General features: G+C 40.6%; 27 protein-coding genes. 3 read left to right on the top strand and 24 right to left on the bottom strand.

What is annotated here, in order from left to right; translation table 11 throughout:
- Nucleotides 1-305 precede the first annotated feature (305 nt).
- Genes JMF85_RS00035 through JMF85_RS00050 form a run of 4 tightly spaced genes read right to left on the bottom strand, consistent with a single transcriptional unit; the run spans nucleotide 306 to nucleotide 2,548 of the window.
- Entirely contained in the window at nucleotides 306-497 is a 192-nt protein-coding gene (locus JMF85_RS00035; RefSeq protein ID WP_201317504.1) for a hypothetical protein, read from the bottom strand.
- Nucleotides 494-1,312: a TIGR02391 family protein gene (locus JMF85_RS00040; RefSeq protein WP_201317505.1), complete on the bottom strand. Its 819-nt coding sequence runs from the start codon at nucleotides 1,310-1,312 to the stop codon at nucleotides 494-496. The genes JMF85_RS00035 and JMF85_RS00040 overlap by 4 nt, the downstream gene beginning before the upstream one ends.
- Entirely contained in the window at nucleotides 1,296-1,595 is a 300-nt protein-coding gene (locus JMF85_RS00045; protein WP_201317506.1) for a hypothetical protein, read from the bottom strand. Before JMF85_RS00045 ends, JMF85_RS00040 begins: the two co-directional genes overlap by 17 nt.
- 32 nt (nucleotides 1,596-1,627) lie before the next feature.
- A complete protein-coding gene (locus tag JMF85_RS00050) occupies nucleotides 1,628-2,548 on the bottom strand; it encodes a hypothetical protein (RefSeq protein ID WP_201317507.1) in 921 nt (306 codons plus the stop codon).
- Between the two features lie 160 nt (nucleotides 2,549-2,708).
- On the opposite strand from JMF85_RS00050, the gene JMF85_RS00055 reads away from it, so the two are divergent.
- Nucleotides 2,709-3,404 (top strand): helix-turn-helix domain-containing protein, encoded by a 696-nt coding sequence (locus JMF85_RS00055; RefSeq protein ID WP_201317508.1) that lies wholly within the window; start codon nucleotides 2,709-2,711, stop codon nucleotides 3,402-3,404.
- Between the two features lie 204 nt (nucleotides 3,405-3,608).
- Here the strand turns inward: JMF85_RS00055 and JMF85_RS00060 are convergent, their stop codons facing one another.
- The 7 genes from JMF85_RS00060 to JMF85_RS00090 form a co-directional block, all read right to left on the bottom strand.
- Complete coding sequence (locus JMF85_RS00060; RefSeq protein WP_201317509.1) at nucleotides 3,609-4,640, bottom strand: DUF262 domain-containing protein; 1,032 nt, start codon at nucleotides 4,638-4,640, stop codon at nucleotides 3,609-3,611.
- Between the two features lie 116 nt (nucleotides 4,641-4,756).
- The gene (locus JMF85_RS00065; RefSeq protein WP_201317510.1) at nucleotides 4,757-5,560 is read right to left on the bottom strand and encodes a metallophosphoesterase family protein; all 804 of its coding nucleotides are present in this window, start codon (nucleotides 5,558-5,560) and stop codon (nucleotides 4,757-4,759) included.
- 15 nt (nucleotides 5,561-5,575) lie between these two features.
- Nucleotides 5,576-5,944 (bottom strand): hypothetical protein, encoded by a 369-nt coding sequence (locus tag JMF85_RS00070; RefSeq protein WP_201317511.1) that lies wholly within the window; start codon nucleotides 5,942-5,944, stop codon nucleotides 5,576-5,578.
- A gap of 152 nt (nucleotides 5,945-6,096) precedes the next feature.
- The gene (locus JMF85_RS00075; protein ID WP_201317512.1) at nucleotides 6,097-6,447 is read right to left on the bottom strand and encodes a hypothetical protein; all 351 of its coding nucleotides are present in this window, start codon (nucleotides 6,445-6,447) and stop codon (nucleotides 6,097-6,099) included.
- A 129-nt stretch (nucleotides 6,448-6,576) separates the two neighbouring features.
- Nucleotides 6,577-7,086 carry a hypothetical protein gene (locus JMF85_RS00080; RefSeq protein WP_201317513.1) on the bottom strand — a complete coding sequence of 170 codons (510 nt, stop codon included), beginning with the start codon at nucleotides 7,084-7,086 and terminating at the stop codon, nucleotides 6,577-6,579.
- A gap of 276 nt (nucleotides 7,087-7,362) precedes the next feature.
- Entirely contained in the window at nucleotides 7,363-8,073 is a 711-nt protein-coding gene (locus tag JMF85_RS00085; RefSeq protein WP_201317514.1) for a PaeR7I family type II restriction endonuclease, read from the bottom strand.
- 24 nt (nucleotides 8,074-8,097) lie between these two features.
- Nucleotides 8,098-9,861 carry an Eco57I restriction-modification methylase domain-containing protein gene (locus JMF85_RS00090; protein ID WP_201317515.1) on the bottom strand — a complete coding sequence of 588 codons (1,764 nt, stop codon included), beginning with the start codon at nucleotides 9,859-9,861 and terminating at the stop codon, nucleotides 8,098-8,100.
- A 207-nt stretch (nucleotides 9,862-10,068) separates the two neighbouring features.
- Between JMF85_RS00090 and JMF85_RS00095 the strand changes: the two genes are divergently transcribed.
- Together JMF85_RS00095 and JMF85_RS00100 are read left to right on the top strand one after the other, a co-directional pair.
- Nucleotides 10,069-10,368, top strand: a complete 300-nt coding sequence (locus JMF85_RS00095; protein WP_201317516.1) for a MazG-like family protein — start codon at nucleotides 10,069-10,071, stop codon at nucleotides 10,366-10,368.
- Between the two features lie 46 nt (nucleotides 10,369-10,414).
- On the top strand, nucleotides 10,415-11,242 hold the full coding sequence (locus JMF85_RS00100; protein ID WP_201317517.1) for a hypothetical protein: 828 nt from the start codon (nucleotides 10,415-10,417) through the stop codon (nucleotides 11,240-11,242).
- Nucleotides 11,243-11,557: 315 nt separating this feature from the next.
- On the opposite strand, the gene JMF85_RS00105 is transcribed toward JMF85_RS00100, so the two are convergent.
- The 13 genes from JMF85_RS00105 to JMF85_RS00165 form a co-directional block, all read right to left on the bottom strand.
- A complete protein-coding gene (locus tag JMF85_RS00105; protein ID WP_201317518.1) occupies nucleotides 11,558-11,848 on the bottom strand; it encodes a hypothetical protein in 291 nt (96 codons plus the stop codon).
- Complete coding sequence (locus JMF85_RS00110; protein WP_201317519.1) at nucleotides 11,841-12,401, bottom strand: hypothetical protein; 561 nt, start codon at nucleotides 12,399-12,401, stop codon at nucleotides 11,841-11,843. Before JMF85_RS00110 ends, JMF85_RS00105 begins: the two co-directional genes overlap by 8 nt.
- A 34-nt stretch (nucleotides 12,402-12,435) precedes the next feature.
- A complete protein-coding gene (locus JMF85_RS00115) occupies nucleotides 12,436-13,041 on the bottom strand; it encodes a hypothetical protein (protein ID WP_201317520.1) in 606 nt (201 codons plus the stop codon).
- A gap of 33 nt (nucleotides 13,042-13,074) precedes the next feature.
- On the bottom strand, nucleotides 13,075-13,806 hold the full coding sequence (locus tag JMF85_RS00120; RefSeq protein ID WP_201317521.1) for a DUF6602 domain-containing protein: 732 nt from the start codon (nucleotides 13,804-13,806) through the stop codon (nucleotides 13,075-13,077).
- An 8-nt stretch (nucleotides 13,807-13,814) separates the two neighbouring features.
- A complete protein-coding gene (locus JMF85_RS00125; RefSeq protein WP_201317522.1) occupies nucleotides 13,815-14,579 on the bottom strand; it encodes a nucleotidyltransferase family protein in 765 nt (254 codons plus the stop codon).
- Between the two features lie 118 nt (nucleotides 14,580-14,697).
- Nucleotides 14,698-15,408 carry a hypothetical protein gene (locus JMF85_RS00130; RefSeq protein ID WP_201317523.1) on the bottom strand — a complete coding sequence of 237 codons (711 nt, stop codon included), beginning with the start codon at nucleotides 15,406-15,408 and terminating at the stop codon, nucleotides 14,698-14,700.
- A gap of 33 nt (nucleotides 15,409-15,441) precedes the next feature.
- Nucleotides 15,442-16,599, bottom strand: a complete 1,158-nt coding sequence (locus JMF85_RS00135; RefSeq protein ID WP_201317524.1) for an AlbA family DNA-binding domain-containing protein — start codon at nucleotides 16,597-16,599, stop codon at nucleotides 15,442-15,444.
- Nucleotides 16,600-16,735: 136 nt separating this feature from the next.
- A complete protein-coding gene (locus JMF85_RS00140) occupies nucleotides 16,736-17,560 on the bottom strand; it encodes a DUF2971 domain-containing protein (protein ID WP_201317525.1) in 825 nt (274 codons plus the stop codon).
- Nucleotides 17,561-17,879: 319 nt separating this feature from the next.
- Nucleotides 17,880-18,362 carry a WG repeat-containing protein gene (locus JMF85_RS00145; protein WP_201317526.1) on the bottom strand — a complete coding sequence of 161 codons (483 nt, stop codon included), beginning with the start codon at nucleotides 18,360-18,362 and terminating at the stop codon, nucleotides 17,880-17,882.
- A gap of 28 nt (nucleotides 18,363-18,390) precedes the next feature.
- Nucleotides 18,391-18,969, bottom strand: a complete 579-nt coding sequence (locus tag JMF85_RS00150) for a hypothetical protein (protein ID WP_201317527.1) — start codon at nucleotides 18,967-18,969, stop codon at nucleotides 18,391-18,393.
- 163 nt (nucleotides 18,970-19,132) lie between these two features.
- Complete coding sequence (locus JMF85_RS00155; protein WP_201317528.1) at nucleotides 19,133-19,489, bottom strand: hypothetical protein; 357 nt, start codon at nucleotides 19,487-19,489, stop codon at nucleotides 19,133-19,135.
- A gap of 16 nt (nucleotides 19,490-19,505) precedes the next feature.
- Nucleotides 19,506-20,447, bottom strand: coding sequence for a hypothetical protein (locus JMF85_RS00160; protein WP_201317529.1), 942 nt, complete (start codon nucleotides 20,445-20,447; stop codon nucleotides 19,506-19,508).
- A 263-nt stretch (nucleotides 20,448-20,710) separates the two neighbouring features.
- Nucleotides 20,711-21,499: a hypothetical protein gene (locus tag JMF85_RS00165; RefSeq protein WP_201317530.1), complete on the bottom strand. Its 789-nt coding sequence runs from the start codon at nucleotides 21,497-21,499 to the stop codon at nucleotides 20,711-20,713.
- Between the last annotated feature and the right edge of the window lie 185 nt (nucleotides 21,500-21,684).

Consider the following 21,684-nt stretch of genomic DNA (forward strand, 5'->3'; position numbering starts at 1 on the left):
GGTAACAAAAAAAAACACCTGTTTAACAACAGGTGTTTTGCAAGGTAATACTATTTTTTCGTCAACAATCAGTCAACTCTACTATTTTCTTGCCCCTGTTTCACACTTCCATCCAATCTGTACTACTTCCCAAACCCGCTCCACGACAGCAATCTCAGCTATCTGTACCATCCCTCACCAACAAAGCCACCGATTCTATGTGTGTGGAGTAAGCAGAGTCAACACACATATTATTTCAAACTAGAGGGATACCTAAACCACGTTGTCATGTGTAACCAGTATTGTGGAGCAAGTAAATCCACAGGTTATTTATTTAGATTTCTTGCTCCCGGAACAAATTCATCCCGACACCATTTAATAAAATTACCTGAGTGAAGAAGGTATGTCTTAGCAGTATTTTCGGCAATCAAGCCACTGCTCAATTTATCGGACACTTCCTTCTCATACCCTTCAAATAATAGTTCCAGTCGCTTGATAACATCCGCTGATGCTTTCATAACTTCTCCTCCATAGCATCGCTTTTCTCAATTCTCCGTAATACATATGAAGCCAATGTAAATAAATCGATGGCATCCTCTTCTGACATGTTCCATTCAATCTTTGCAGCATGAGCGGTGGGATTTCTAAATGTTCCAAACAACCCCTTGGTAAGGCTAACGAAACCTTTCTGCTCACTTATCTCTGACTCCGTCCGATATGTATTAATCTTAAGCCGCGGACTATCTCCAGCAAAAGCTTCATCTACAAGCTTTGCTCCGTCACTTGTTAAACCTGTTTTCATCCTAATCATCGATGCGATACTCTTGGTTGCTTCAAGAACTGCGTGGAAGTAATTATTCTGGAGAAGCTCTTTTTTACAAAAATTAAGTAAGTGAGGATGTAGCTTTCGATACGAAATCCTTTCAGTCAGCTTGGACGCTCTAACTTCTGCCTCAGACAATGTTTTTGCCGATTGTACTGCATGAAATTTACCATCGTCATTAAACTCTAAACCGTGAAACAGAAGGATGGCATTGATTTTTTCAAGCAAATCATGATAAAAATCCAACTTACCTGCAAACCTACTCGGTGCCAATGACTTACTAATAAATGATAATACGCAATTACCCGACTGAGTTTGGTTTTGACGGTTAGCAAGGGCATTATAAAGCCGCTTCCACTTTGTCATCATCGGATCTACATCTTCGAACTTTAGTACATTCAGAAAATGTCCAATTTCTGAGCCTGTTAGTCCGTCATTTGTATTAGCAATTATTCGACAGAGCGTTTCTAACTCACCCTCATTAAATGGTCGTCTATTTTGATTTGCCATACTTCTCACCCAACTGACTTTTTCTAACTACAAGCTCGCGCTTTCGTTCCTCTAGGACTTCTTCGACAGTCATATCCTTATATACAAGCGAAAAGCCTTTTTGTTGCTTACGTCTTCTAGTTACATTGATATCGAACAACTTAAACTCCCGTTTTTGTTCAGGATACATTACATAGGCAATATGATCTGCAGTTGCCGCTATCCCCATCATATTAAGCTTATTTTGAGTAAACAAGTGATCTGGAATTTCCTCTGGTAAATATCGCTTCAAGTCATCGCTCATTAACATCATACCCCCAACTTGAAATATGTCGCCTAAACCTTCTTACGCGCTAAACCACTCTGTTTTTTCACGATTTCCTTAACATCGGCTTTCATCTCATCAGTATTTCGCTTCTTGCCCTTATCCGATCTAGGCTTCCGTTTCATCAGCGGCGCAAACCGTGCATACTCGGGCTTTATCTGCCAACCATTTTTTCCTTTTTCGTCTATGTCAATCATGGATGCTTTGATACTATTTCCACCCCTTGTATGGTACTGCACAAATGGAGTAGGAAGGACAAACTTTTTGACTTTCTTTTCGCCTATATCTTCGACTATAGACTTTAATCCCCAAGTGCCATCGGTATACCGCTCCATTGCATTTGTCCATTTAAACTCAATTTTCATTCCCCAATCATCGTCAGTGTCATCTCTCCTGAAGACGCCTGCATACTCATCTTTAATCATCAGAAAAAGAAATTCATACATTGATAAACAAAAGAACTCTCCAGCCTTTACGCTCCTAGTGCCGACATCACCTTTTGGATCAATATAGATTGACTGTTCATCAGACCTTTTTACTCTCATTAGTTCATTGACTAAATTCATATCGATCACAGGAACTTCAATATCTACATCAGAAATTAGCTCAACCCCAACTGCTTTTGAAGCATCCTTATATCTATCAAGATTAGGACTGTCACTGTTAAGGTCGTAGCCCTTTAAAGGTCTTGAAGTCTTCCTAGAAGCAAGTCCAAGTAATCGTTCAAAATGCAAAGTGCCTGACATGCTGCCAAGTTTCTCACGATCATCTATAGTTAAATCCCTGTAAATTTGGTCTGCAACTACATTTATCGCTTCGTTAGCTTCAGTAATCCCAAAATACCTTCCAACAGGTATTCCACGTTTATCCTTTTTAGTTTTTATTGATGTCGACTTTTTAGAACGGATCGGTTTCTTTTCGATTTCGGACATACCTTCACACTCCCTTAACCCTTTGAAAAGCAAGATGCATATATTTGACCGCTAGTACTAAAGTTCGACAAAAATCCCCTGCTGTCCTTCATACACCTATAGTTTTCAGTCAATTATTCCGATACCATTAATGTATAGTTCATAAGTAGGGGGACGTGGTTTGGACATTCGAACAGAATTTGGGCAAAGAATAAAGGAGCTTCGAGCTAGAAGTGGTATGTCACAAGAAGTGCTGGCTCATCGAGCGGGGCTAGATCGTACATACATAAGTGGAGTGGAACGTGGGGAACGGAATATCAGTATCGTTAACATCGAAAAGGTCGCTGCCGCACTACATGTGTCGATCGCATATATGTTCTCAGGGGAGCGTTTTTCTACAACCCCTGCTTATCAGCCAAGTGAATTTGTCATACCTTTCAAACAACGATTCAAATACCATATCGACAACGATCTTAAGCTACTCGCATTTCAAGTGAATGGCTTGTTTTCAGGGAAACTTGACGTTGACTATTTATCATCCGTCATCATAGGAGTCTGTACAGCCTATGGAAAGGATGAATTGAATATTCTTGTTGACCATCGAGATATGAAGGCATCCGATGGGGAAGCTGTTGTTTATTCGCCAGAAGTTGCAGAACGTGCCGTTAAGTTCCAACAAGAACTCCTGAAATATAGCAAGCAGGTCGTAGCTTTGTGCAACTCGGAATTTATGGTTCACAACCTAAATCATGTTGCTTTGCAAAGTGGAATAATCCACAAAGCTACTCACATTTTTGGGCGAGACAAGGATATGGTCGGAACCGCATACGAACTTCTCGGGATCAATGATAATGAGCTAATCAAAGCCAAAACCTAATAAATAACAGGGAAAGATTCTTTCCCAGTCTACCGCTGCTAAATATCGACTCCCCAATAAATGACGTACTCCGCATACCCAAAATAATTCCATGACGTGTTTCCAATAGGGATTACCACTCTGTTAGTAAATACTTAACTCTAAATAAAAAGAGACACTGCAGATCAACTTTGCAATGTCTCCTTCATAGTAACCCCGGATCAATCAACTGGCTTGAGCAAGTGTAGCGGCGAAGGACTCCAGATCGTGAAGCATTAAAGCAGTCCGGCGATGAATGACTTCTTTGTTGGCGGTCTTTTTGCTCAAGGTCTCGCCAAACTCCGATTCCCTGTCATACTCATCAATCAAGAACTTCTGCGCCCATTGTCCGAACGCTGCCGCGGGCAACTCCAGTTTCTTTGCTTTTCTAGCAGTGATAAAGAGAGAAGGGACAACCGATTTTTTTAGGTTCTTGAACATTTTCGGAGTCCATTCTTGGAACCCATCCGTGATATAACCCGAAAGCTCTTCAAGCTCAGCCACAACGACTGGATCGATAGGCGTTTTCCCGATTTCTCGCATGTACAACTTCATATCCTTGCCAGAGAAGGACATATCCCGTTCTGAAAGAAGGGCAATGACTTGAACTGCCGTTTTTCGATTCACATACCCCTCGATATCAGCCTTGGTGAAATTGATCTTTTGGAACAGATCAGACTCTGTAATACTTTTCAGGACAGAACGGTTATCCTCCCCCAGTAAGACCTGGGACTGCTCAATATCCGAGAGTGGCTTGGTCTGGTTAACGCGATAGAAGATCTCCTCTACATCCTCAAGGGAGTACGACTCATCGAAGATTGTGATCGCGAAGCTATATCCCATAACCGCTTGTCTTAAGTCCTCTGACAACTCACTGAATTTCATACCTGCAACGGATTGTCCTCCGACCAACGGAGTATCATCGGACAGGGCAAACCCGTCATCAATGAACAGAAACAAGGTATTCAAACGTTGGAGACAGTCAACGGCATAATAGATGTATTTGGGCTTTCTTGCTGTACTATCGAGAACATCACCGTTCTTCCAGACCAGCAAATTTGGGATGTAGCCATCGGTCAAGACTGTATGCATTAAAAGACTCTGCCAGCTCCGATCCTTCCGACGAACATATCGACGCTGAAAGGGAAGATCGAAATTATATTGCTCCTTCATATTGGACAACTGATAGGTCGTCCACTGAACTGTCGATCTAGCCAAGGTTATCCCACCTTATTAATTGAAATTTAGACTATCCAATTTCTTCGGTGCTCGAAGTGCAACCTGTCCTATTTTTATGATATAACGGAATCAACTATTCGCAACTCCTTTTTCATTCAACACTGAATCGTCTGAATCCGCATGCGGGGATTATCAATCGGATATCCTAATGCATTATTGACTAGGTAACAGCCATTCTTCACATAAGAGTAATGATCGTGGGTATGACCGAAACACCAAGTCTTACCGTTGGCTCTGGACAAAAGGTCGGAACCATCGAAATAATAGAAACTGGTTACCGGATCGTAGCGACACCCTCCTGCCACCCTCGACCAATCCGGTCCGACATGAGTCACGATGACATCGCTGGCTCCAAAGATACTCTCCAGTTTCGCTACTTCTTCTTCAAAACTCGGGAGTGTGTGAATGAGCCGAGAATCATTCATCTTGCCTTTCCAGATTCTTCGTAGATGATCCATTTGCATATGGAGTTCCCTCAGTCCATACGAAAAGTCATACCACATTCCGGTGCCGCCGAAGGTTACCCCATCAATTGTGATACTCGTTCCATCCAAGCAGAAGACTCCCTCGATCTCCTCAGCCAAGCTTTTCATCTCAGTGCGGCGATTCATCGAATTATTAGCGTACTTTTCACGAACCTTCCCAGAAACCAAATACAGGTCGTGGTTACCGAAAACGAATAGAATGTGCGAATAGACACGCTTCAAGCTCTTCAGCATTAAGGCATTTTGCTTGTTATAATGACCAAGATCTCCTGCGATGACCAAGACCTCTGATGGTTCATCGGGGATTAAATGATCAATAAACTTATCGATTTTCTTTTGATGGGACTTTGCATCCGAATCTGGTGTAATCCAAATATCTATATGGGTATCCGATATGAGATCAAAAGCTGACAAGCCCTTCACCCCTTCCTAACCGATGCTCTTACATTGCTTGGCGAACTTGATACCAACCCTGGCTCCGGCTAGATAGATCCCTTCATACCGCCGAGACATGTTGTCTTGGTTGACTTGATACCAGATTCTAAGCTGCTCAAATTGAGATGCCGTCAAGCTGTCTTTAAACTGCGTCATGATTTCTGCAGTGCGGCTGTCGAGTAGGGCAAACTCATCGGTCGACTTGGCATCATTCTCGACATTCATACTAGCTTCAAGAGACAACCTGATCATTGGAGGTAGTTCTTCCGGATTTTGAGCTTCATTGGCTGCCGACCAAGGTAATGTCTGAAGGCAGTGCAGAACCATGAACTCACCGGCTTGTGGAGATCCATTTTCTTGCATTTGCGAACACTCCTTCCTTTATTTAGTGATTGTTAAATTAGCGTACTTATTTGGTTATTGCAAGGAACTCTACAGAACAAAATGAAATTCTTGAAAACAAGAAAAAGCCGTTCGATACCCCAAAGGGCAAAGAACGGCTTTCGGTTGAGAAATTATAGGCTTACCAAAGATTCCTGATCGTTGATGTACTTTACCAGCACGGCGGTCGGTTGCTTCATCATCTCGAGAAGCTCTTTCAACTTACATAAAGGTGTCGAGTTTGCCCACTTTAATTGCTTACTCTCAGTGTCATTAAGTATGGTGACCTTGAACAAATCGCTTGCATTATCTTCATCGTAATCGATGTAGATATCCAAATCGCCTTTTTCAAATTGAATTCGACTATAGAAGCCAGGACTCTTAGTGTAGCTGCCATACTTACCGTTATAATATCCTTCAAATACCGGATGAATAAAGTTAGCTCTAACCAAGTCAGATACCCACTTGTTGACCAGATAAAGCATATCTTCTGAAGAAAGTTGAAGCAGTTGAATCGCCTCCTGATTTCTGATATACCTATGTAAATCAGGTGACTATTTGGATGCAAAAAGAAAAAGAGATTGACCCCGCTAAGCTGTTGGAAAGCGAATTACTTACTTGGAATGACGATATGGGGGGGAACTCTTTATGTTGGGCAAGGATTTACCTAATCGCTTTTGAGCCTTCTTCAATGAGATCTCCGGTAGGTCATAAGGATTCATTACAGATTTCTTGATTTGGAGGAACTCGGCATAGGCAACTCGAACCGTCTCAAGATCTTCAGCTTTCATCAGTCGGGTTTCAACCCCCTCAAGTAAAGTAGAATAAGCCTTTGAAGCATAATGAATATTACTTGCAACTGTCGCAGGTGAAACCTTGAAGTAATCAGCTACTTTCTTAGTATTCATATTTCCTTCGGTTAAATAATAGATCAGTCGATCACCGACATCACTTCCCGCCTGATGGTTAGCATGAGAAACGTACTCCTTAGCCGTATCGAAAATATCCGTGAGGGCGATAAGCTTTGCATTGATTAAGTCCAGCTCAGATTGATCTCGACAAAACCGTTTTTCGACATCAAGAACACCGATTGCCTTCTTCATTTCTTTAAAAGTGTTTGCCACGATTAACGCCTCCCGCTGCATTTTTATAATTCCGTTTTATGATGTTATAAAAAATGTCAGCGGCAAACTGCAAAAAAACAAAATGTTACCCTAAGATATCCCTAATGGGAGTACGAGAACTTTGATTCGGGAGAAATGATACTCGAATTTTTCTCTTTCACCTAGAAGGACAGGGTGATAAGATCATTCGGAAATTCGTAGCTGCGGAAATTATTAACATCCTTCAAACCATAAAAAATACGACACCCTTTTGAGTATCGCATCTCGTTCCTATATTTATAAATGTGCTTGAACATGACCTACCATAGTTTTTATCAGCAACTCAATAGTTAATTCTAAATTGGGTTGTCTATAAGTCCCTACATTAAACGGATCGGCAATTAAAAATGCACATTTGTCATACAGTTGCTCTTGAACCATATGCTTCATGAAAATTTCAGCTCGTTCTTCATAATTTGCAGGTAGACCTGTCCTCTCAAAATTGATGAAAGCATCTAATGATGGAAATAGCACCCCATTTCGATCTCTTCCACCAACTAGTTCAGGGTCTTCCGACAGCACATAGATATATCCAAGGAACGGGCGAGTAACACCAAAAGCGCCATTTTCAAAAGCTTTCCAAAGATCAGTACTGCTACCAATGGCTTCTTCTACACGATTATTGAGATTCTTGCCGACAGACCCCTTCATGGATTTGAACTCCAACACACAAAGCAAGCGTCTTGAACCGTCAGGTCGGTTTTGGATAACAATCATATCCCAATCCTTCGATAATCTGTAGAAGCTTGGGAGCTTTGCATTTCTCCCCATGATTATCTCCGAATCTGATACACCACAACGATTCAGAACATCTTTAATCATATCGGCAAAACCATCCATAGTCTTGCCGCCTCTTACTCCTTTGTCACCTTGATGCCGCAATCCCCAAAACGTTTCTAGGGCAACCTTAGTCATATCCTTTATTTCATCATCAGTTGGCATCCACATGAAAGTAAACTCGCCTCATTTCGATTACTGGACGAGTTCTTGGATTGTTTGAAGCTCGTCAGCAGATAAATTGTAAAGTTCAGACACAATTCGATCAATCGCGTCATAATCTCCCAATTCATACATTCGCTTTAACTCTTCACAATCCTCTTTTGTCACTCCCACTGGAAGCCGAATTTTCCGCAAATATTGTGCTTGATACCTCAGGTAGTCGCCGCGCATCTTCGTTGCATACGACCAAATGAAAAATTTAATAATTGAGCTTACCAACAACGCTTGTAATGCCTTAATATCCCATGTTCCTGCAGTGATGTAATACAAACTGTGTTCAGGGTAATAATTACCTTCATCCAAAACAATTAGATTTTTTAGCTTGATATCTGGAATAAGCAACTTTGGTTCCTTAAGGCGTTCTGGGAAGATACGATCGATGGTCTTATACCATTTGCTTGGGTTATTTCTTGCTGTGCTTCGGGATTTGAGCAGTTGCTCGTGACGAATAAAGTACGCTTTCAGCTTTGGAAACTTTTCTAAGTCTACAAGAGAGCCATCGTCATTGTAGGGATTGATCACATAATGTCCACCCCAAGCGATATACCCCTTAGTAATATCGTCCTTTGTTACAGTAGGCAAGAGAACCTCAGGTTCTATATCTACATTTTCTGGCTTGATCACATAAACTGCAGTTGCACCTGTGGCAACTCCGATACCGATGTTGATATTATGAGGTGGCTCTGAGATCAATGGGTGATTCGCTTCTACTTTCTTTAGTAGCATTTGAGCGAGCTTTCCGTTCAGAACCCAGGGATCGGTGCCGTGAAACCAGTCCTTAATCGTGTGCATCTCTAAAAGGTCACTTTCAATATACTGACCATCGATGAGGTAATTTCTAGCCAGTTGGAGATGCTCGGTAGAAACTTCATCCATTCTGAGCGTTCGTGAATCTCCCCTTGAAGCATTACAAAAAGTAAAAATACAAGGGTACGCCGAGACTTCATCGATGAATGGTTGCGAATTATGAATATCTAGGAAATGCATAACATGATATTTCTCACTCACTAACCGACGAATTTCTTTGCCATAGCGATTCTTTGTGAAACGATCAGTGCAAATGAAACTTAGGCGACCATTTTTGTTTAACATCTCTAGGCTGTGTTCAATGAAAGCAATATATATGTCCGCTCGGTCAAACAATGTCTTGTAAGTTGAGCGGTACTTCTTAGCAACCTTCTCCTCAATGTTCTCGATGCGAATGTATGGTGGGTTACCGACGATAAAGTCAAAGCATTGCTCAACTTGTTGGTTCCAAAAAAGAAAGTCTGTTTGAACCAGCCAGATGCCAAGTAGACGTTGGCTTAATTGCTTGGATAGCCCTCTCCGAAGAAGGATGGATGTTACGGTGTTGAACAGATCATCATATTTGTCCATGCTCACTTCGATCGAACGAATAGCATTATGAAGTAAGTCATAAGACTTGCCATCATCTGCAAAAACCTGAGCTCCAAAGACTTTTGCTACTGATTCCAAAAGACGCTCGATTGCGGGAATTAGAAATGCGCCTTGTCCGGTTGATGGCTCTAGGAGTGACATTTCATACAACGGTTTATCAATAGTGTATCCTGCAAGATCAAGAATAAGTGAAACAATCTCTGGCTTTGTATAATAAGACCCCGACTTTTTCTTCAAAATTAACTCATTATCAGTACTGATAGAAGTTGTCTCTGCGGTCTCAAGATATAAGTTCAGTTGAATATGTGGAAACCGTTCTACTTCTACTTTGTTTTTCATTAGATGCACCTTTCTATTACGAAAGTCTAGACTACATTCAATAATAACATATCTACAATTGGCTATAAACGATCGATACGGGATTGGATTATTAATCAAAACATGACCTAAGTTGACCACTAGATTTCGATAATTTCTTCATTGTACACTCTGGGCTTGATATCTATAATTAACATAGATAAATAATTTATAAAGGATAGTGCCAACATGAAAATATCCGAAATGCAAGAGCATGTAAATGCGTTAAGTATCAAGCAAGGATTCGACAAATCCACTATTGAGCAGAGAGCACTTTTTCTTGTTACCGAAGTCGGTGAAATGGTCAGAGAACTATTGCATGTTTCTTATCATCCAGATCACGAAAATATTAAAGAGATCAAAGATCGACTCGGACTTGAGATGTACGATATTGTCTGGAACATCTGCGAACTCGCAAATAAACTCGATATTGATTTAGAAGAACCTTTTACAAAAAAGATGGAGATCAACAAAACAAGATCTTGGTAAGTGCCAATCCTTACTTTCGCTACATTAAAGAAAGGAGATTATGTTAATGGGAGTAACCGTCCAGTGCGAATCCTGTAACCTTACTGACCGATATGATAGCGGTGAAATATATGAAAGGCTCATCGGAGAATGGGCTGTGAACTGTTCAAGGTGTGGCGAACCAGTTTTCGTAATGAAAGTCGATAAAGTAGGGCTACCCCAAGGCAGCTTCACTAAGAAGCGTAGTGTTGAAAAAAGAGCAATGATTAGTGATATCCGTGAGTACTGGATTCAGGAGTATTTTAAGGATAACTTCAACAAGTATGAGGGTATATCCGATGTGGAAGGTCCGTTTGGTACTGGTCCGGACTTCAAAGGCAAGATTCGCGGTAGAGAGGTTATGATCGAGGTTGAACGCGACTGTGGCTGCTACTTAAAACATCGCCATCATCTCGATTCGAGATTTGATAATGTTGAACTTTTGGTTGTGCTTAATCCGGTTGAGCCTAAACACATGGAAGGATTACCCGCCAATATCCTATTCATTGATATTCCCGATTTTGTCGAGTGGTTTAAACCTAAAGCTAGAAATTACGCGATCCAAAAACAAAAGATGCAGGTAGTAGACCGTATCGCCGGGTACTTCAAGAAACTTTATTATTATGAATGCGGAGATAAAGAACGAGATATGGCAGTTTGCCCAAACTGTGAACTTTGTCCGTATTTTGGAGAAGGTGGTGGCGAAGGCTGGGTCGCATTTCAGAACATGGCTGCAGGTTTTATTACGTATAACGGGATAGGAAAGGAAAAGGAAGAGATGTTTGACATTGACAAAATGGACAAGGAAAAAATCCATGAATTTTATTATGAATATGGGTACGCGTTCATGATATAAAACTTGCTATTAATCAATGCTTATCGTGGGAGGTGACTACCGTTTGAAAAAATCTTCATATAAGACACCAAAGTTACGCGGTAGATGGAGTACTGCAAACCGTGAGAATCTCGGAGTAATTTATACTTGTCATAACTGTTCAAATAAAAATACGGAACCCCTGTTGAATTCGGAAAATAAACCGTACTGCTCAAGTTGCCTTGTTAAGTACGGAACAGTTCATATCATGAAGAAAAGAACTATGTACTCTCATAGATCAAAGAATCACCGTAACTAACAAAAGGGATACCACCCGAAGAATAAGGTATCCCTGTTTTACCAAGCTAATCCAAGCTGACTTTTTCTTACTTCAAGTTCATGTTTACGTTCTGCCAGCACTCCTTCAACCGTCATATCTTTAATTACTAAAGAAAACCCTTTTTGTTTCCTGCGCTCTCTCGTAGCATTAATGTCATACAACTTATACTCTCGATTCTGCTCAGGATAACGAACATAAGCTACATGACCTTCGGATGCTGCAAGTCCCATACGGCTCAGTTTGTTCTGAGTGAATAAATGATCAGGCACTTCTTCGGGCAAATACCTCTGTATGTTATCTTCAGTCATTCGATAACTCCTTCCTAAATCCTCTCTCAATATCCGCTTCTAACTGTCGTGCAAAAGATTTACCCCACAAATAACGATCCTTATCTCGAATTGTCAGTTCCTTCGGTGTTACCTCCTCGATCTTCCGCATAAATTCTTGATAACCACTCCAAATGTTCTCGAAATTTGTCAGATGACTCAATTTGTGAAAATCATCCTCCAATTCCTCGCACACTCTCACGTCATATACAGTGAAATACTCTGGATATAATGCGGTTAAGATAGCAGTCGAGGTCGGGAGTGGAATTCTCCACTCCTTCATTATAAGGCGTAATCTCTCTTTATGATCCGCTGCCTGGCTGATACTCGATGTCAATGAGATTACAGCCTCATCGAGATTTGAAGTCCCTGAATGCTTAATTAGAAGGTTGGCAATCTTCGACTTTGCTCTGTTGGCTTTCCAGATGATGATAAAGAAAAAATCATAAGCATTCAGAAAGCCCTGATTCTTAAATCTACTGCTAATAACCTCGAAGATGTGTGTATCTTGGTTGTATTGCGATATATAATCCATGATTCTCTCCCTCGATACCGTTCCCTAGCAACGATTACCTGATGAATACAATATAGACCTTGTCCACCGTCAACGGCTGACCTTTCTCGAAAATCGTAACCTTGTCCTTTAGATCAGCGGGTAAATTCTTGATTAAGTGCTGCGCGGCGAATAATGTATGGTCTCCGAAATCATAGATCACCAAAAATTTATAAGCTCCGGTTGGATCAAGCGACTTAACTTTGGATTTGCCTTCAAGCAACCCCTTAATATCCTTAATGATACCATTCTTCTGTGCGGAACCAAATTTGTAACCATTGTTGATCGGTTTGTTACATTTGATCTCGGCAATGATACTGATGTCGCCAGTGACGATGAGGTCATAGCCGTTGTCGCTTGGTTTGGTGTTAAGAACCTGATCCAAGTAAATATGATAATTCTCCTTGACGTGAGGAAATCGTTCGCTTACCCATTCGATGAAACGAATCGTAGTTTTGTAGGTTATGATGTTATGGATGTCCTTCAGGGTGGTCTTGATGTCCTCGAAATCCTCCACTGTCAACCTGGAATAGTGATCCTCGGGAGTGCCGGTTATCTTGTCCGCGATGAATCGGTTGAAACGATCTTTCAGTTCGGCTTCCCTGTTATATGGTATTTTCATTGGCACCCTCTTTTCTTAAATATATCAAGCCCATCAAATTGAATCCAACGCTTTTGCATACTCCCCTATATCCATCGCAGGAACAGTTCCAAGTTTCTGTAGTTCCATTAGGACCTTAAAGAAAAAATAGATCAGTGACTCTTCAGCTGTACTTTTACCTATTGAAATTCCACCGTCATATCTGATCTGAAATGATCCAACCTGAAGAACACATCCTAAATCGATTCTTGACAACTCATCAAGTGATCTAATCGCTTTGTCAAAGCTATTGCCAAACGGTGTTTTCCATGAACTCTCTAAGCAAACAAAGCCTGAGACAATATTGAAATGTGACACTTTCCGATCAACCCCACCAAGGTGAAATATCGGAGCGGAAGTACGATGAAGGGAACGAACGCTCTTAAACTTTTTTCCGGCATATTCCAAGTTGAATTTACTTAGATCCTGTTTAACTTCGAAGATGGCATACACACTTTCAGCAGGAATGTATGTAGCACCAGCCTCCCTATAAACAAATGGACTATATTGTTGGTCATAAATAACTAAATCGATTTCCTCGCTTATGCGATCATGCGAATCAATAACAAAAGCTTTCCCAACCTTATATCGCTTTGGTAAATACGTATCTAGCCATTCGATCCAGTTTATCTCTGTTGCATCTCCTTTCGCCCCTGGATGTAAAATTATCTCACGGCTACTGGACAGCTTCTCAATCATTTGTTTCTGCAATCGGTAAAAGATATTCTTAAGGTTGGTCTGATTCATATTTACACCTACCATATCACATTTTCCCATCTAGACTGGTTCAAGGTTTCTCTCGCTTTTCTTGCAATCAAACGTTTCTCTGTCTTATTCAAGTCATCTGATATTCTATTTGCAGTGTTAGCAGGATCAAATATTGGATTCTCAACAAAATCGTTTGCTAAATATTCAAAAACACTTATTAGGTTGTTTGCCAACTGATTCTTTGTCTTGAACTTCAATGCTCTAATTACACTGAGCTCAAGATATATTGAGGGAAAGTCAAGATCATTCAACTTTATCCATATTTTTATCCCTCGGATTTCATCTAATCGACCAGAGTTTTTTACCAATTTAATATGCTCGTGTATGTTTGTCTGAGTCCAGCTATCAGTCTTGCTCTTATAAAGACTATGATAACGTTGATAACCCCTTTGAATGCGACCTGGGACTAAATCTACGTCTAAACCATAGTACTTCATACCAATAGATACATTTTGTTTTCTCGTGTCAAAACCCTTAGCTTGAATATGATCGTGTAACGAATTGAATATATACTGTAACGTGAACCTATCCGCAGAAGATTTAAGGGAGATAAACAAATCTAAATCTGCGCTGCCTACTATATTCGTTTCCTTTGCAAATGATCCTGAAAAATATACCCCTTCTAGGAATTCAACTGCCCATTCCTGTATCATTGGTAAAATCTCATGAGCTACCCTGTAAGCGGGTGATTTCTCTCCTGATAAACCTCGGTGCCTATTGATGACCCATATCAAATATTCGTCTACTGACATTGCTCCCCTCCCTTTAATGAGTTATTAGACAGTTCGATAACGATAGACAGCTTTCCAAAATTCTAATTATTACAGATCGTATAGATCAGTGACCAGCTTCTCAAATTCATTAAGCGATTTACACGATTGGTCGCCATTTTGCAAATCGTTCATGGCTTACAAACCCTTCCCGAAACTTCTGGTTGGTTACGACAGCTTGAGCAAAGCTTTGATAAATTAGTTCATTCTTTTTAACGAAAGAGCACTGATCGGCGGCATGATACCATAAGTCGAAGATCACGCTTGCGAGATATCCGATCTCCCAGTAGAGTGTTCTTTGAATCAATTCATCCTGTTCATCAAAGAATCCGAAATGCTCGTCTTTTTTAAGAGAAGTGAACATACTTCCATGAGCAAAGAAATTATTGATCATAGCTTTGACCTGCTTAAGGCGATGAGAATGAGAAGGGAACTCTTCTGCTATATATTTATAGGAACGATCTAATGTTTTCTGATTTGGCTTCGCCCCATTTTCATCTTGTCCGAGAAATTTATCAATGTCTGGTTCGACTAAAGAATAGGTCGCTAAACATGCCTTCTCAATGGCTTGACGTTTCATCAGTTTTGCTTGTGTCTCATGACTTCTTAGAGATGAAAGTAAACAAAGGACTAGATCGTTGCTAACTTGTCCACTAAGAAGGAAGAAGCTTGCGACTTTCTTGTCATTAGAAATAACTACATCCGATAATAACATTATTAGTTCATAAACATTTGAAATAATGTCCCTGTGATTTTGTATTGACTCGTACAAAACCAACTCTTCACGGAGAATAAAATCATTTAAATTCATAACACCCTCCAGTCACAATAAAAATAATCATTCCTAACGATTGCAGTCTCTGAACTCGAAAAGCATCTGGTTCAAAACTTTCCCCGTATGAAGACGAGTCACAATTTGTTTTCGCTCAAGGTTATTGCTAGCTTCGATCCAAGAATACCCGCCTTCAAGTGACTTAAGCTTATCCAAGAAGATATCTTTTTGATAATGAACGTATCCCATAAAAGTGTCTTTCTCTATGATATCCTCAAATAACAAAACAACCTCCAAAAATCTCCGCCGCGCATTCCCCTGTTCGAAACTATTCTCATCATATAAGAATTCATTCAATATGTAGTGTGGACTATCCTTTGTGAAATACTTCATTGCATATTCAGGGTTAGATTTGTACTCACCAAAAGTGAAAAACTCCCATTCGGGGACTGGAGTACTATACTGAGCACTGTCAAGAAGCGCAACTTGTCTACCGTAGAGTTGAGTACCAAAATATTTAACACTTAACATTTGATACATGGTTGACGAGTTGGTCATTGCGTAAGCATAGAACTCCGAGCGCGCTTCTCTCCTGTCCTCTTCAAACTCAAGTGTAATTGTAAACTCAGGATTATAAATGTTATAGTAGGTGTCCCCATCTTGCTTCCATTCATCCTTGTTCTCAAGCCGCTTCATTATCTGCTCGAAAGGAGAACGGGTCAGTAAAAAGCGTTTCTTCCAGAGATACTCGATGTTGTTGATGTCCGCGCATTTATCGATGTCGGTGTTAGTGTCTCCAACTCGGGTGTAGATGTGGTTGGCGCGAACTGTTCTGCTGCCATCAGAATATCGGTCAGTTAGGAAATAAGGTGTGTCGGTGCTGTTCTTGACGATCAGGACATCAACTTCGTGTCCAGCCAGCATTAATGTCCGCATCTCGACTCGCGGTCGGATACCGGAAACGAATTTCTGGGCTTTCAAGAAGTCGATAAACATTTGCTGATTTCTTCGGTTTTCGTCATTCTCAACCCCTACCACCTCGAAGTTCTTGTCAGCGATACCGAAGATGATGTAGGCATCCCGATCAACTCGATTGTTTGCCATACAGATGATGTCGTGTAGTAGGTCAGCTTTATTGGTATGGTGCTGCTGCTTGAAGTCCCAGTAGTCATCTTCACGTTCGGAAAAAATCAATGCTTTTATTTCTTCATCTAAGTTGATACCCCGCAAGGAGAGTCACCTTCCTAACTGCATATCAAATATACCTAAATTATAACAAAAACCGGCACTCATGCCGGTGAAGAACAGCTAAATAACTATTATAAACGATACATGAGCTTCTCTGATCGTTAATCAAGTTAAAGTTCTACCTAAGTCTATACGAACATTCTGACCTAAAAAGTTGAAACTCACCACTTAATCCGGCATTATTTAAAATAGAATATACATCTTCTTGTGTCAGATCACAATTACAACCTAACCCTATAGCCTTAAGCGCATTATTTCCATTTCCGTTTGTCCATGGTAAACAATAATGTGCAAATGGTGCATCAACAAGTTCACTGATCTGAAGTGCATTATCAACAAACTCTTTAGAGCGATTTGGGGGATAATAAACTATTCTCGTTTCGTATTCTCCATCGAAAGTTGGATTTTTTATAAAAGCTGAGTAATGTTTAAATGTAGGTCGTATTCCCATAATCCATGCATTAAGACCATTTTCTTTAATAGCATCATAACAAATTTTATAAAAATCGTCCTCAAGTTGTTTATCATGATATAACACTTCATCATAACCAATAGCATTGAGAAAATTTGAACTTGGATGTGGCATTTCCTTTTTTAATCCATTGAACCAGTTAAAATCAAACCCTAATACTACTCCTCTTGTTTTATCTCCATATTCTAGCCATTGCTGTAAAACATCAGCTTTCTTGCAGAAACAAATACCATACGGCTTATCAATTTGTACTTCAATTTGATATTGATGATCAAGTATTTCTATTTCCTTTTCCACCACATCTCGATCTATATCACTCTCAAGAAGTCTCCTTTTAACAGCACTCCACAGAATATCGAATGTTCTTGTAACTTCCTGAGTATCATTAGACTCTGTTAAATTAGAAAGCCACAAAACTTTACTGTTCATTATATTTTTAAATGTATCAACTCTACAGTAATGAAAATACACTCCCGTCACTCCTTAAACTTTATTTAATTAAGACACTATATCTCTTGACAAACTGCCAAAAACATTACCCCCATGATAACAAAATAATCCAACATCCAACAACGCTTAGTTATGCTGGGAAAGAAAATGCCCTAGCTCAAGAAATATCCCCTTAGAAAGGGCAGCTACTGTACCTTATGAAACGTTAACAATTATCTTGAATACCTTCTCATAGGAATGGGAATCGAGCAACTTGCTGTAGGATGTAACCCCACTTCCCAGTGAAATCTTGAATACCCGCTCGGCGGAAAGCCGAGCGGGTATTGTTGGGTAAAGGATGCTATTGTGGAAACGAGAATAGTTGCTTTCCTTCTCGGTTAATAAAACACCATCTGTCATCGAAAGTCCGAACTGCAACCATACCTCCATGAAAGCAACCCGCATCGTAATACTGGAGTGGGATGACCTCATTCCCTTGACGGTCGATAAAGCCGTAACTTAGAGGAAGCCGCGCACTTCTGACCAGTGCAAGACCTTCATGGAAACGATCTATCGATTGATACCCCCGAGAGAAGGGAACAAGGAAATTGCCGGCTCTGTCGAGGATACCGAATAGCTCGTGATTGTTCTCGGTTACGATCAATCCGTTATCGATCGGCTTGAAATACTGGCACTCGCAAGAGACGATCTCGTTACCTTGGTCATCGATCAGTCCGTAGAAGTCCTGACCGAAACCGTACTCGTTGATCTGGAGCTGTCTGATGACCGTAATGCCTGGCTTGAACTTGATGGACGAGTGCGCGGGATATTTGGGATTGTTCATAGGAAATTACCTCCTTCGAGTTAGAGATCTAGAGATCAACGCTGACTGCAATATTCAAGCAGGGTGGCTTGGTGTACATCCCCCACATTTCAGGTAGGGAAGGAAGTATATTAAAGGAAAATGCCTTGGCTACATCAAACTCAGCCATTGTCCAAGGCTTGACGTTTGCAAGAGCTTTTACGTAGTCCTTGAAGCCATATCGAATTGAATTCTTGACTTCATAGGCTGCTGAGATGCTGGTTCCTTCATTGAGGAAAACTACAGGAATATACAAGTGGCTTGCAAGACCTTCGAAGAAATCTTTCCCGATACCCCCTTCAGCATAATAATTCAACCATGACTCAAAATACGAGTTGCGCCCGATCTTTACCATTAGGCAAAAGAGATACACATCATTAAGGGCAAAAGCGGCGACTCTAATGTTGATCTGTGGGTTCGAACCGAAGCTGTTACGCATGCTGCTGTCGGTCTTAATGAAAAGGGCTGGTCTCCAGTTAACACCTCCATCGGTCGATACCAAGTCCAGAGCCATTGAGCCGGGCGGGACATACTCGAAGTGGTCAATAATGTTAGTTCCTTCGCCGTTCGTTAATTGAATCTTTAGCATTGTTATTACCTCCAAGTAGATGATTGATGAATCTACTTATACTGCAATACCTCTTAAAATAAGTCCGAAAAGAGAAGCAGCTCCCACATAAACAATCAATAACCCCAAGAATAAGAAAAAGATGATGCCCATTGCTGGACACCATCTTCATTGTTACTATCAACTATTCAGCGTTAAACTCTTTGTCGACCACTCTCGCCTTGATGAACTGATATCTGGATAAACTGAAGAATTCATTTACCCATTCTTTGAAACTGTCCAGATCACTAAATACCTTTTGTGGACTTCCATTGGCTCCGGTGAAAACAACCTTGTTTCCATTTTTGAGTTGTTCTAGCGAACTTCTGATAAAGGATCTGATTTCATTAATAGCAACTTCCGTATTATTTACCTGATAGCTCCGATTTTCAAAATCCTTCTCGATCTCTTGTTCTTGACAGCTGGCTGCATTATCACAGAATCGGTTAAAGTCAATTGTTACGTTTCCATCAATGATTTGGTACTGCGTAATTGTTGCCATCGGCTGTCACCCCACTCTACTTATTCCAGACTATGAAAAAGTACTGATGAATAGAATAAGTCTCTCTTAAATATTTACCCCATTCTGACCAAACAGCCATATCATCTTCAATTCCAAATAACCCCTCGGGGTGTGGGATTACATCGTCTTCCTTCCCATCACCAACGATTAATCGCTTCAACCTGTCTTTGGACTGTTGGGGAATAAACATGTAATCATCAGAGTCAACATCACTTGCTAAGGAATCAAACCAAGCTCCAAATTGAGTTACCCCTTCTGGCAAAGAAGTCGGTGAATGAAAGCATAGCTCTTTCCCCTTTTCTGTAAAGCTATAACTATGTTTAGCATCTGTTACTAGAGTATGAGGTGGAATACAGACATGATCTGCAAGGAAAGGAACATCTTCAAAACGAAATTGCGTTCCATGATCTTCAATTGTGACTCCACGCCTTTCCCAAGGATGTCTCCCGAACCGCCACCACCTTCTCATTGCCGATAGATGAAGATGGAACCGGTATGCTGAACGGTCTAGAAATAACGGACAGACATAAACTGCATCACTGTTGGCATACTTCTTTAAACGATTACGCCATCTGTACAGGATATTATGCTGGTAGTCGGCATGGTCCTTTGCTTTTTCACGTAATCCAAAAAATAAAGTGTTAGGGCTGGTTTCAAGAGACAACGATTTACGATGTTTAACAATGTTTGAAGTACTATAATCAGGATATGCCGATGGCTTTTTAAACTGCATATAAAACGGTTTGAAACCCGTAATTTCATTGACGATTCTTGCATCAGCTCCAAGCCAGCGTTCTTGTCCTCTAGAAAACGGCTCTATTGTCACGCTGAATCTAGGAAAGCTTGCAATTGAAAGGAAAGAATCAAGTGCAAAACCTACTACATCTTCGGTGTAATCTGTCTCAAGGCGATTGCCATTTTTCCTGTTAGTAGCCAAAATCCTGAACCCCTTCAAGTCCGACTCGACAAATGTCTGTATACATCTTCCATTTTACTAGCTGCGCTGTGGTTGGACAAGTGGGGTGAGTGGGTAGATCAGACAGGTGAGGCATTAAAGCCGGAATACCCCATATACAAGAAAAATCACACTTCGAGGGAGTGTCATTATCGGTAACAATATTCAACTTGCTTTTGGAACTGATTATTTTCGATTGATACTCTTAAAGGCGATAGTTTATCTATAAACGATAGTGTAGCTACCTAATTTGTCGCCAACTCGCCCGACAGTTCTTCCTTTAGAAGTGAATAAATCCGATTGTTAATATCCATATCATCGATCAATTGCGTTGCATAGACATACCACTTATACAATTTATCATCTGTGCCTTTTCCTAGTGCGTCATCCCATTGGAATGAAGGGCTGTCCTCACTGTAGTCGAGATCAAATACGAGATAGGGGTTGCTTTGGCTAGAAAATTTTTGTCCGCTGGAGATGTCTTTATTTATCAACTTCAACCTATTTACTGAAGGAAGCCATTCCATCAGATGTCGGCACTCAGAAATAAGCATCGGTCTTTCACTTTCCACATATACCCCGCTTTTACGGTATGTTAGTTGGTTATTGGTAAATATCTTGAGGTCTTGAATCTCAATCTTGTGTGACAGGGTCGGATGGACTATCTCGTTATCACCAATACGGAAACTTGCACTCCCGAAACTGCTGTCCTCCATGAAAAGAAGCTTTAGCCGCTCAATATTACTTCTCAAGTGAACTTCAGAATCAGAAATCAAGATATCCATATTCGATAAAACAGATTTACCCACTGACAGCTTATCCGTACTGAAGTGATACTGCATCCATGTTGGAAGCAGATCCGCATTTCCTGAAGTAAAATCAATAACTACAGACGAATCCTGTTCGTCAAGTTTTAATTGATACTTATACCGCACCAAATCACCTGAAACTGGCTCATTATACTCTGTGGTGCGTACCGGCATTGTGAATGCCCCTAAATATGAAAGACTGGTGTTTATCAGTTTTATCTCCACCAATGAACAACTCCTAACTGGGATTCATCTCTCATTATTATCGGTAAATAATGGGACAAGCTTGAGCAAATCCACTCGACCATTTTAATAGGGAGTGGTGGGCATTAAAAGCCGGGATACCCCTTAAGGGCAAATACAAAATCACACCTCGGAGAAGTGTGATTTACTGTTAGCTGTATACTCTA

Origin of the sequence: Paenibacillus sp. EPM92 (genome assembly GCF_016586185.1) — a bacterium.
In the GTDB taxonomy this organism is placed as follows: domain Bacteria; phylum Bacillota; class Bacilli; order Paenibacillales; family NBRC-103111; genus Paenibacillus_G; species Paenibacillus_G validus.

Excerpts from the sequence above, each read along its gene's own strand:
- JMF85_RS00035 (WP_201317504.1), bottom strand. The coding sequence starts at position 497 with ATGAAAGCATCAGCGGATGTTATCAAGCGACTGGAACTATTATTTGAA.
- JMF85_RS00040 (WP_201317505.1), bottom strand. The coding sequence starts at position 1,312 with ATGGCAAATCAAAATAGACGACCATTTAATGAGGGTGAGTTAGAAACG.
- JMF85_RS00045 (WP_201317506.1), bottom strand. The coding sequence starts at position 1,595 with ATGAGCGATGACTTGAAGCGATATTTACCAGAGGAAATTCCAGATCAC.
- JMF85_RS00050 (WP_201317507.1), bottom strand. The coding sequence starts at position 2,548 with ATGTCCGAAATCGAAAAGAAACCGATCCGTTCTAAAAAGTCGACATCA.
- JMF85_RS00070 (WP_201317511.1), bottom strand. The coding sequence starts at position 5,944 with ATGCAAGAAAATGGATCTCCACAAGCCGGTGAGTTCATGGTTCTGCAC.
- JMF85_RS00075 (WP_201317512.1), bottom strand. The coding sequence starts at position 6,447 with ATGCTTTATCTGGTCAACAAGTGGGTATCTGACTTGGTTAGAGCTAAC.
- JMF85_RS00085 (WP_201317514.1), bottom strand. The coding sequence starts at position 8,073 with ATGTGGATGCCAACTGATGATGAAATAAAGGATATGACTAAGGTTGCC.
- JMF85_RS00090 (WP_201317515.1), bottom strand. The coding sequence starts at position 9,861 with ATGAAAAACAAAGTAGAAGTAGAACGGTTTCCACATATTCAACTGAAC.
- JMF85_RS00095 (WP_201317516.1), top strand. The coding sequence starts at position 10,069 with ATGAAAATATCCGAAATGCAAGAGCATGTAAATGCGTTAAGTATCAAG.
- JMF85_RS00100 (WP_201317517.1), top strand. The coding sequence starts at position 10,415 with ATGGGAGTAACCGTCCAGTGCGAATCCTGTAACCTTACTGACCGATAT.
- JMF85_RS00105 (WP_201317518.1), bottom strand. The coding sequence starts at position 11,848 with ATGACTGAAGATAACATACAGAGGTATTTGCCCGAAGAAGTGCCTGAT.
- JMF85_RS00110 (WP_201317519.1), bottom strand. The coding sequence starts at position 12,401 with ATGGATTATATATCGCAATACAACCAAGATACACACATCTTCGAGGTT.
- JMF85_RS00115 (WP_201317520.1), bottom strand. The coding sequence starts at position 13,041 with ATGAAAATACCATATAACAGGGAAGCCGAACTGAAAGATCGTTTCAAC.
- JMF85_RS00120 (WP_201317521.1), bottom strand. The coding sequence starts at position 13,806 with ATGAATCAGACCAACCTTAAGAATATCTTTTACCGATTGCAGAAACAA.
- JMF85_RS00125 (WP_201317522.1), bottom strand. The coding sequence starts at position 14,579 with ATGTCAGTAGACGAATATTTGATATGGGTCATCAATAGGCACCGAGGT.
- JMF85_RS00130 (WP_201317523.1), bottom strand. The coding sequence starts at position 15,408 with ATGAATTTAAATGATTTTATTCTCCGTGAAGAGTTGGTTTTGTACGAG.
- JMF85_RS00145 (WP_201317526.1), bottom strand. The coding sequence starts at position 18,362 with ATGAACAATCCCAAATATCCCGCGCACTCGTCCATCAAGTTCAAGCCA.
- JMF85_RS00150 (WP_201317527.1), bottom strand. The coding sequence starts at position 18,969 with ATGCTAAAGATTCAATTAACGAACGGCGAAGGAACTAACATTATTGAC.
- JMF85_RS00155 (WP_201317528.1), bottom strand. The coding sequence starts at position 19,489 with ATGGCAACAATTACGCAGTACCAAATCATTGATGGAAACGTAACAATT.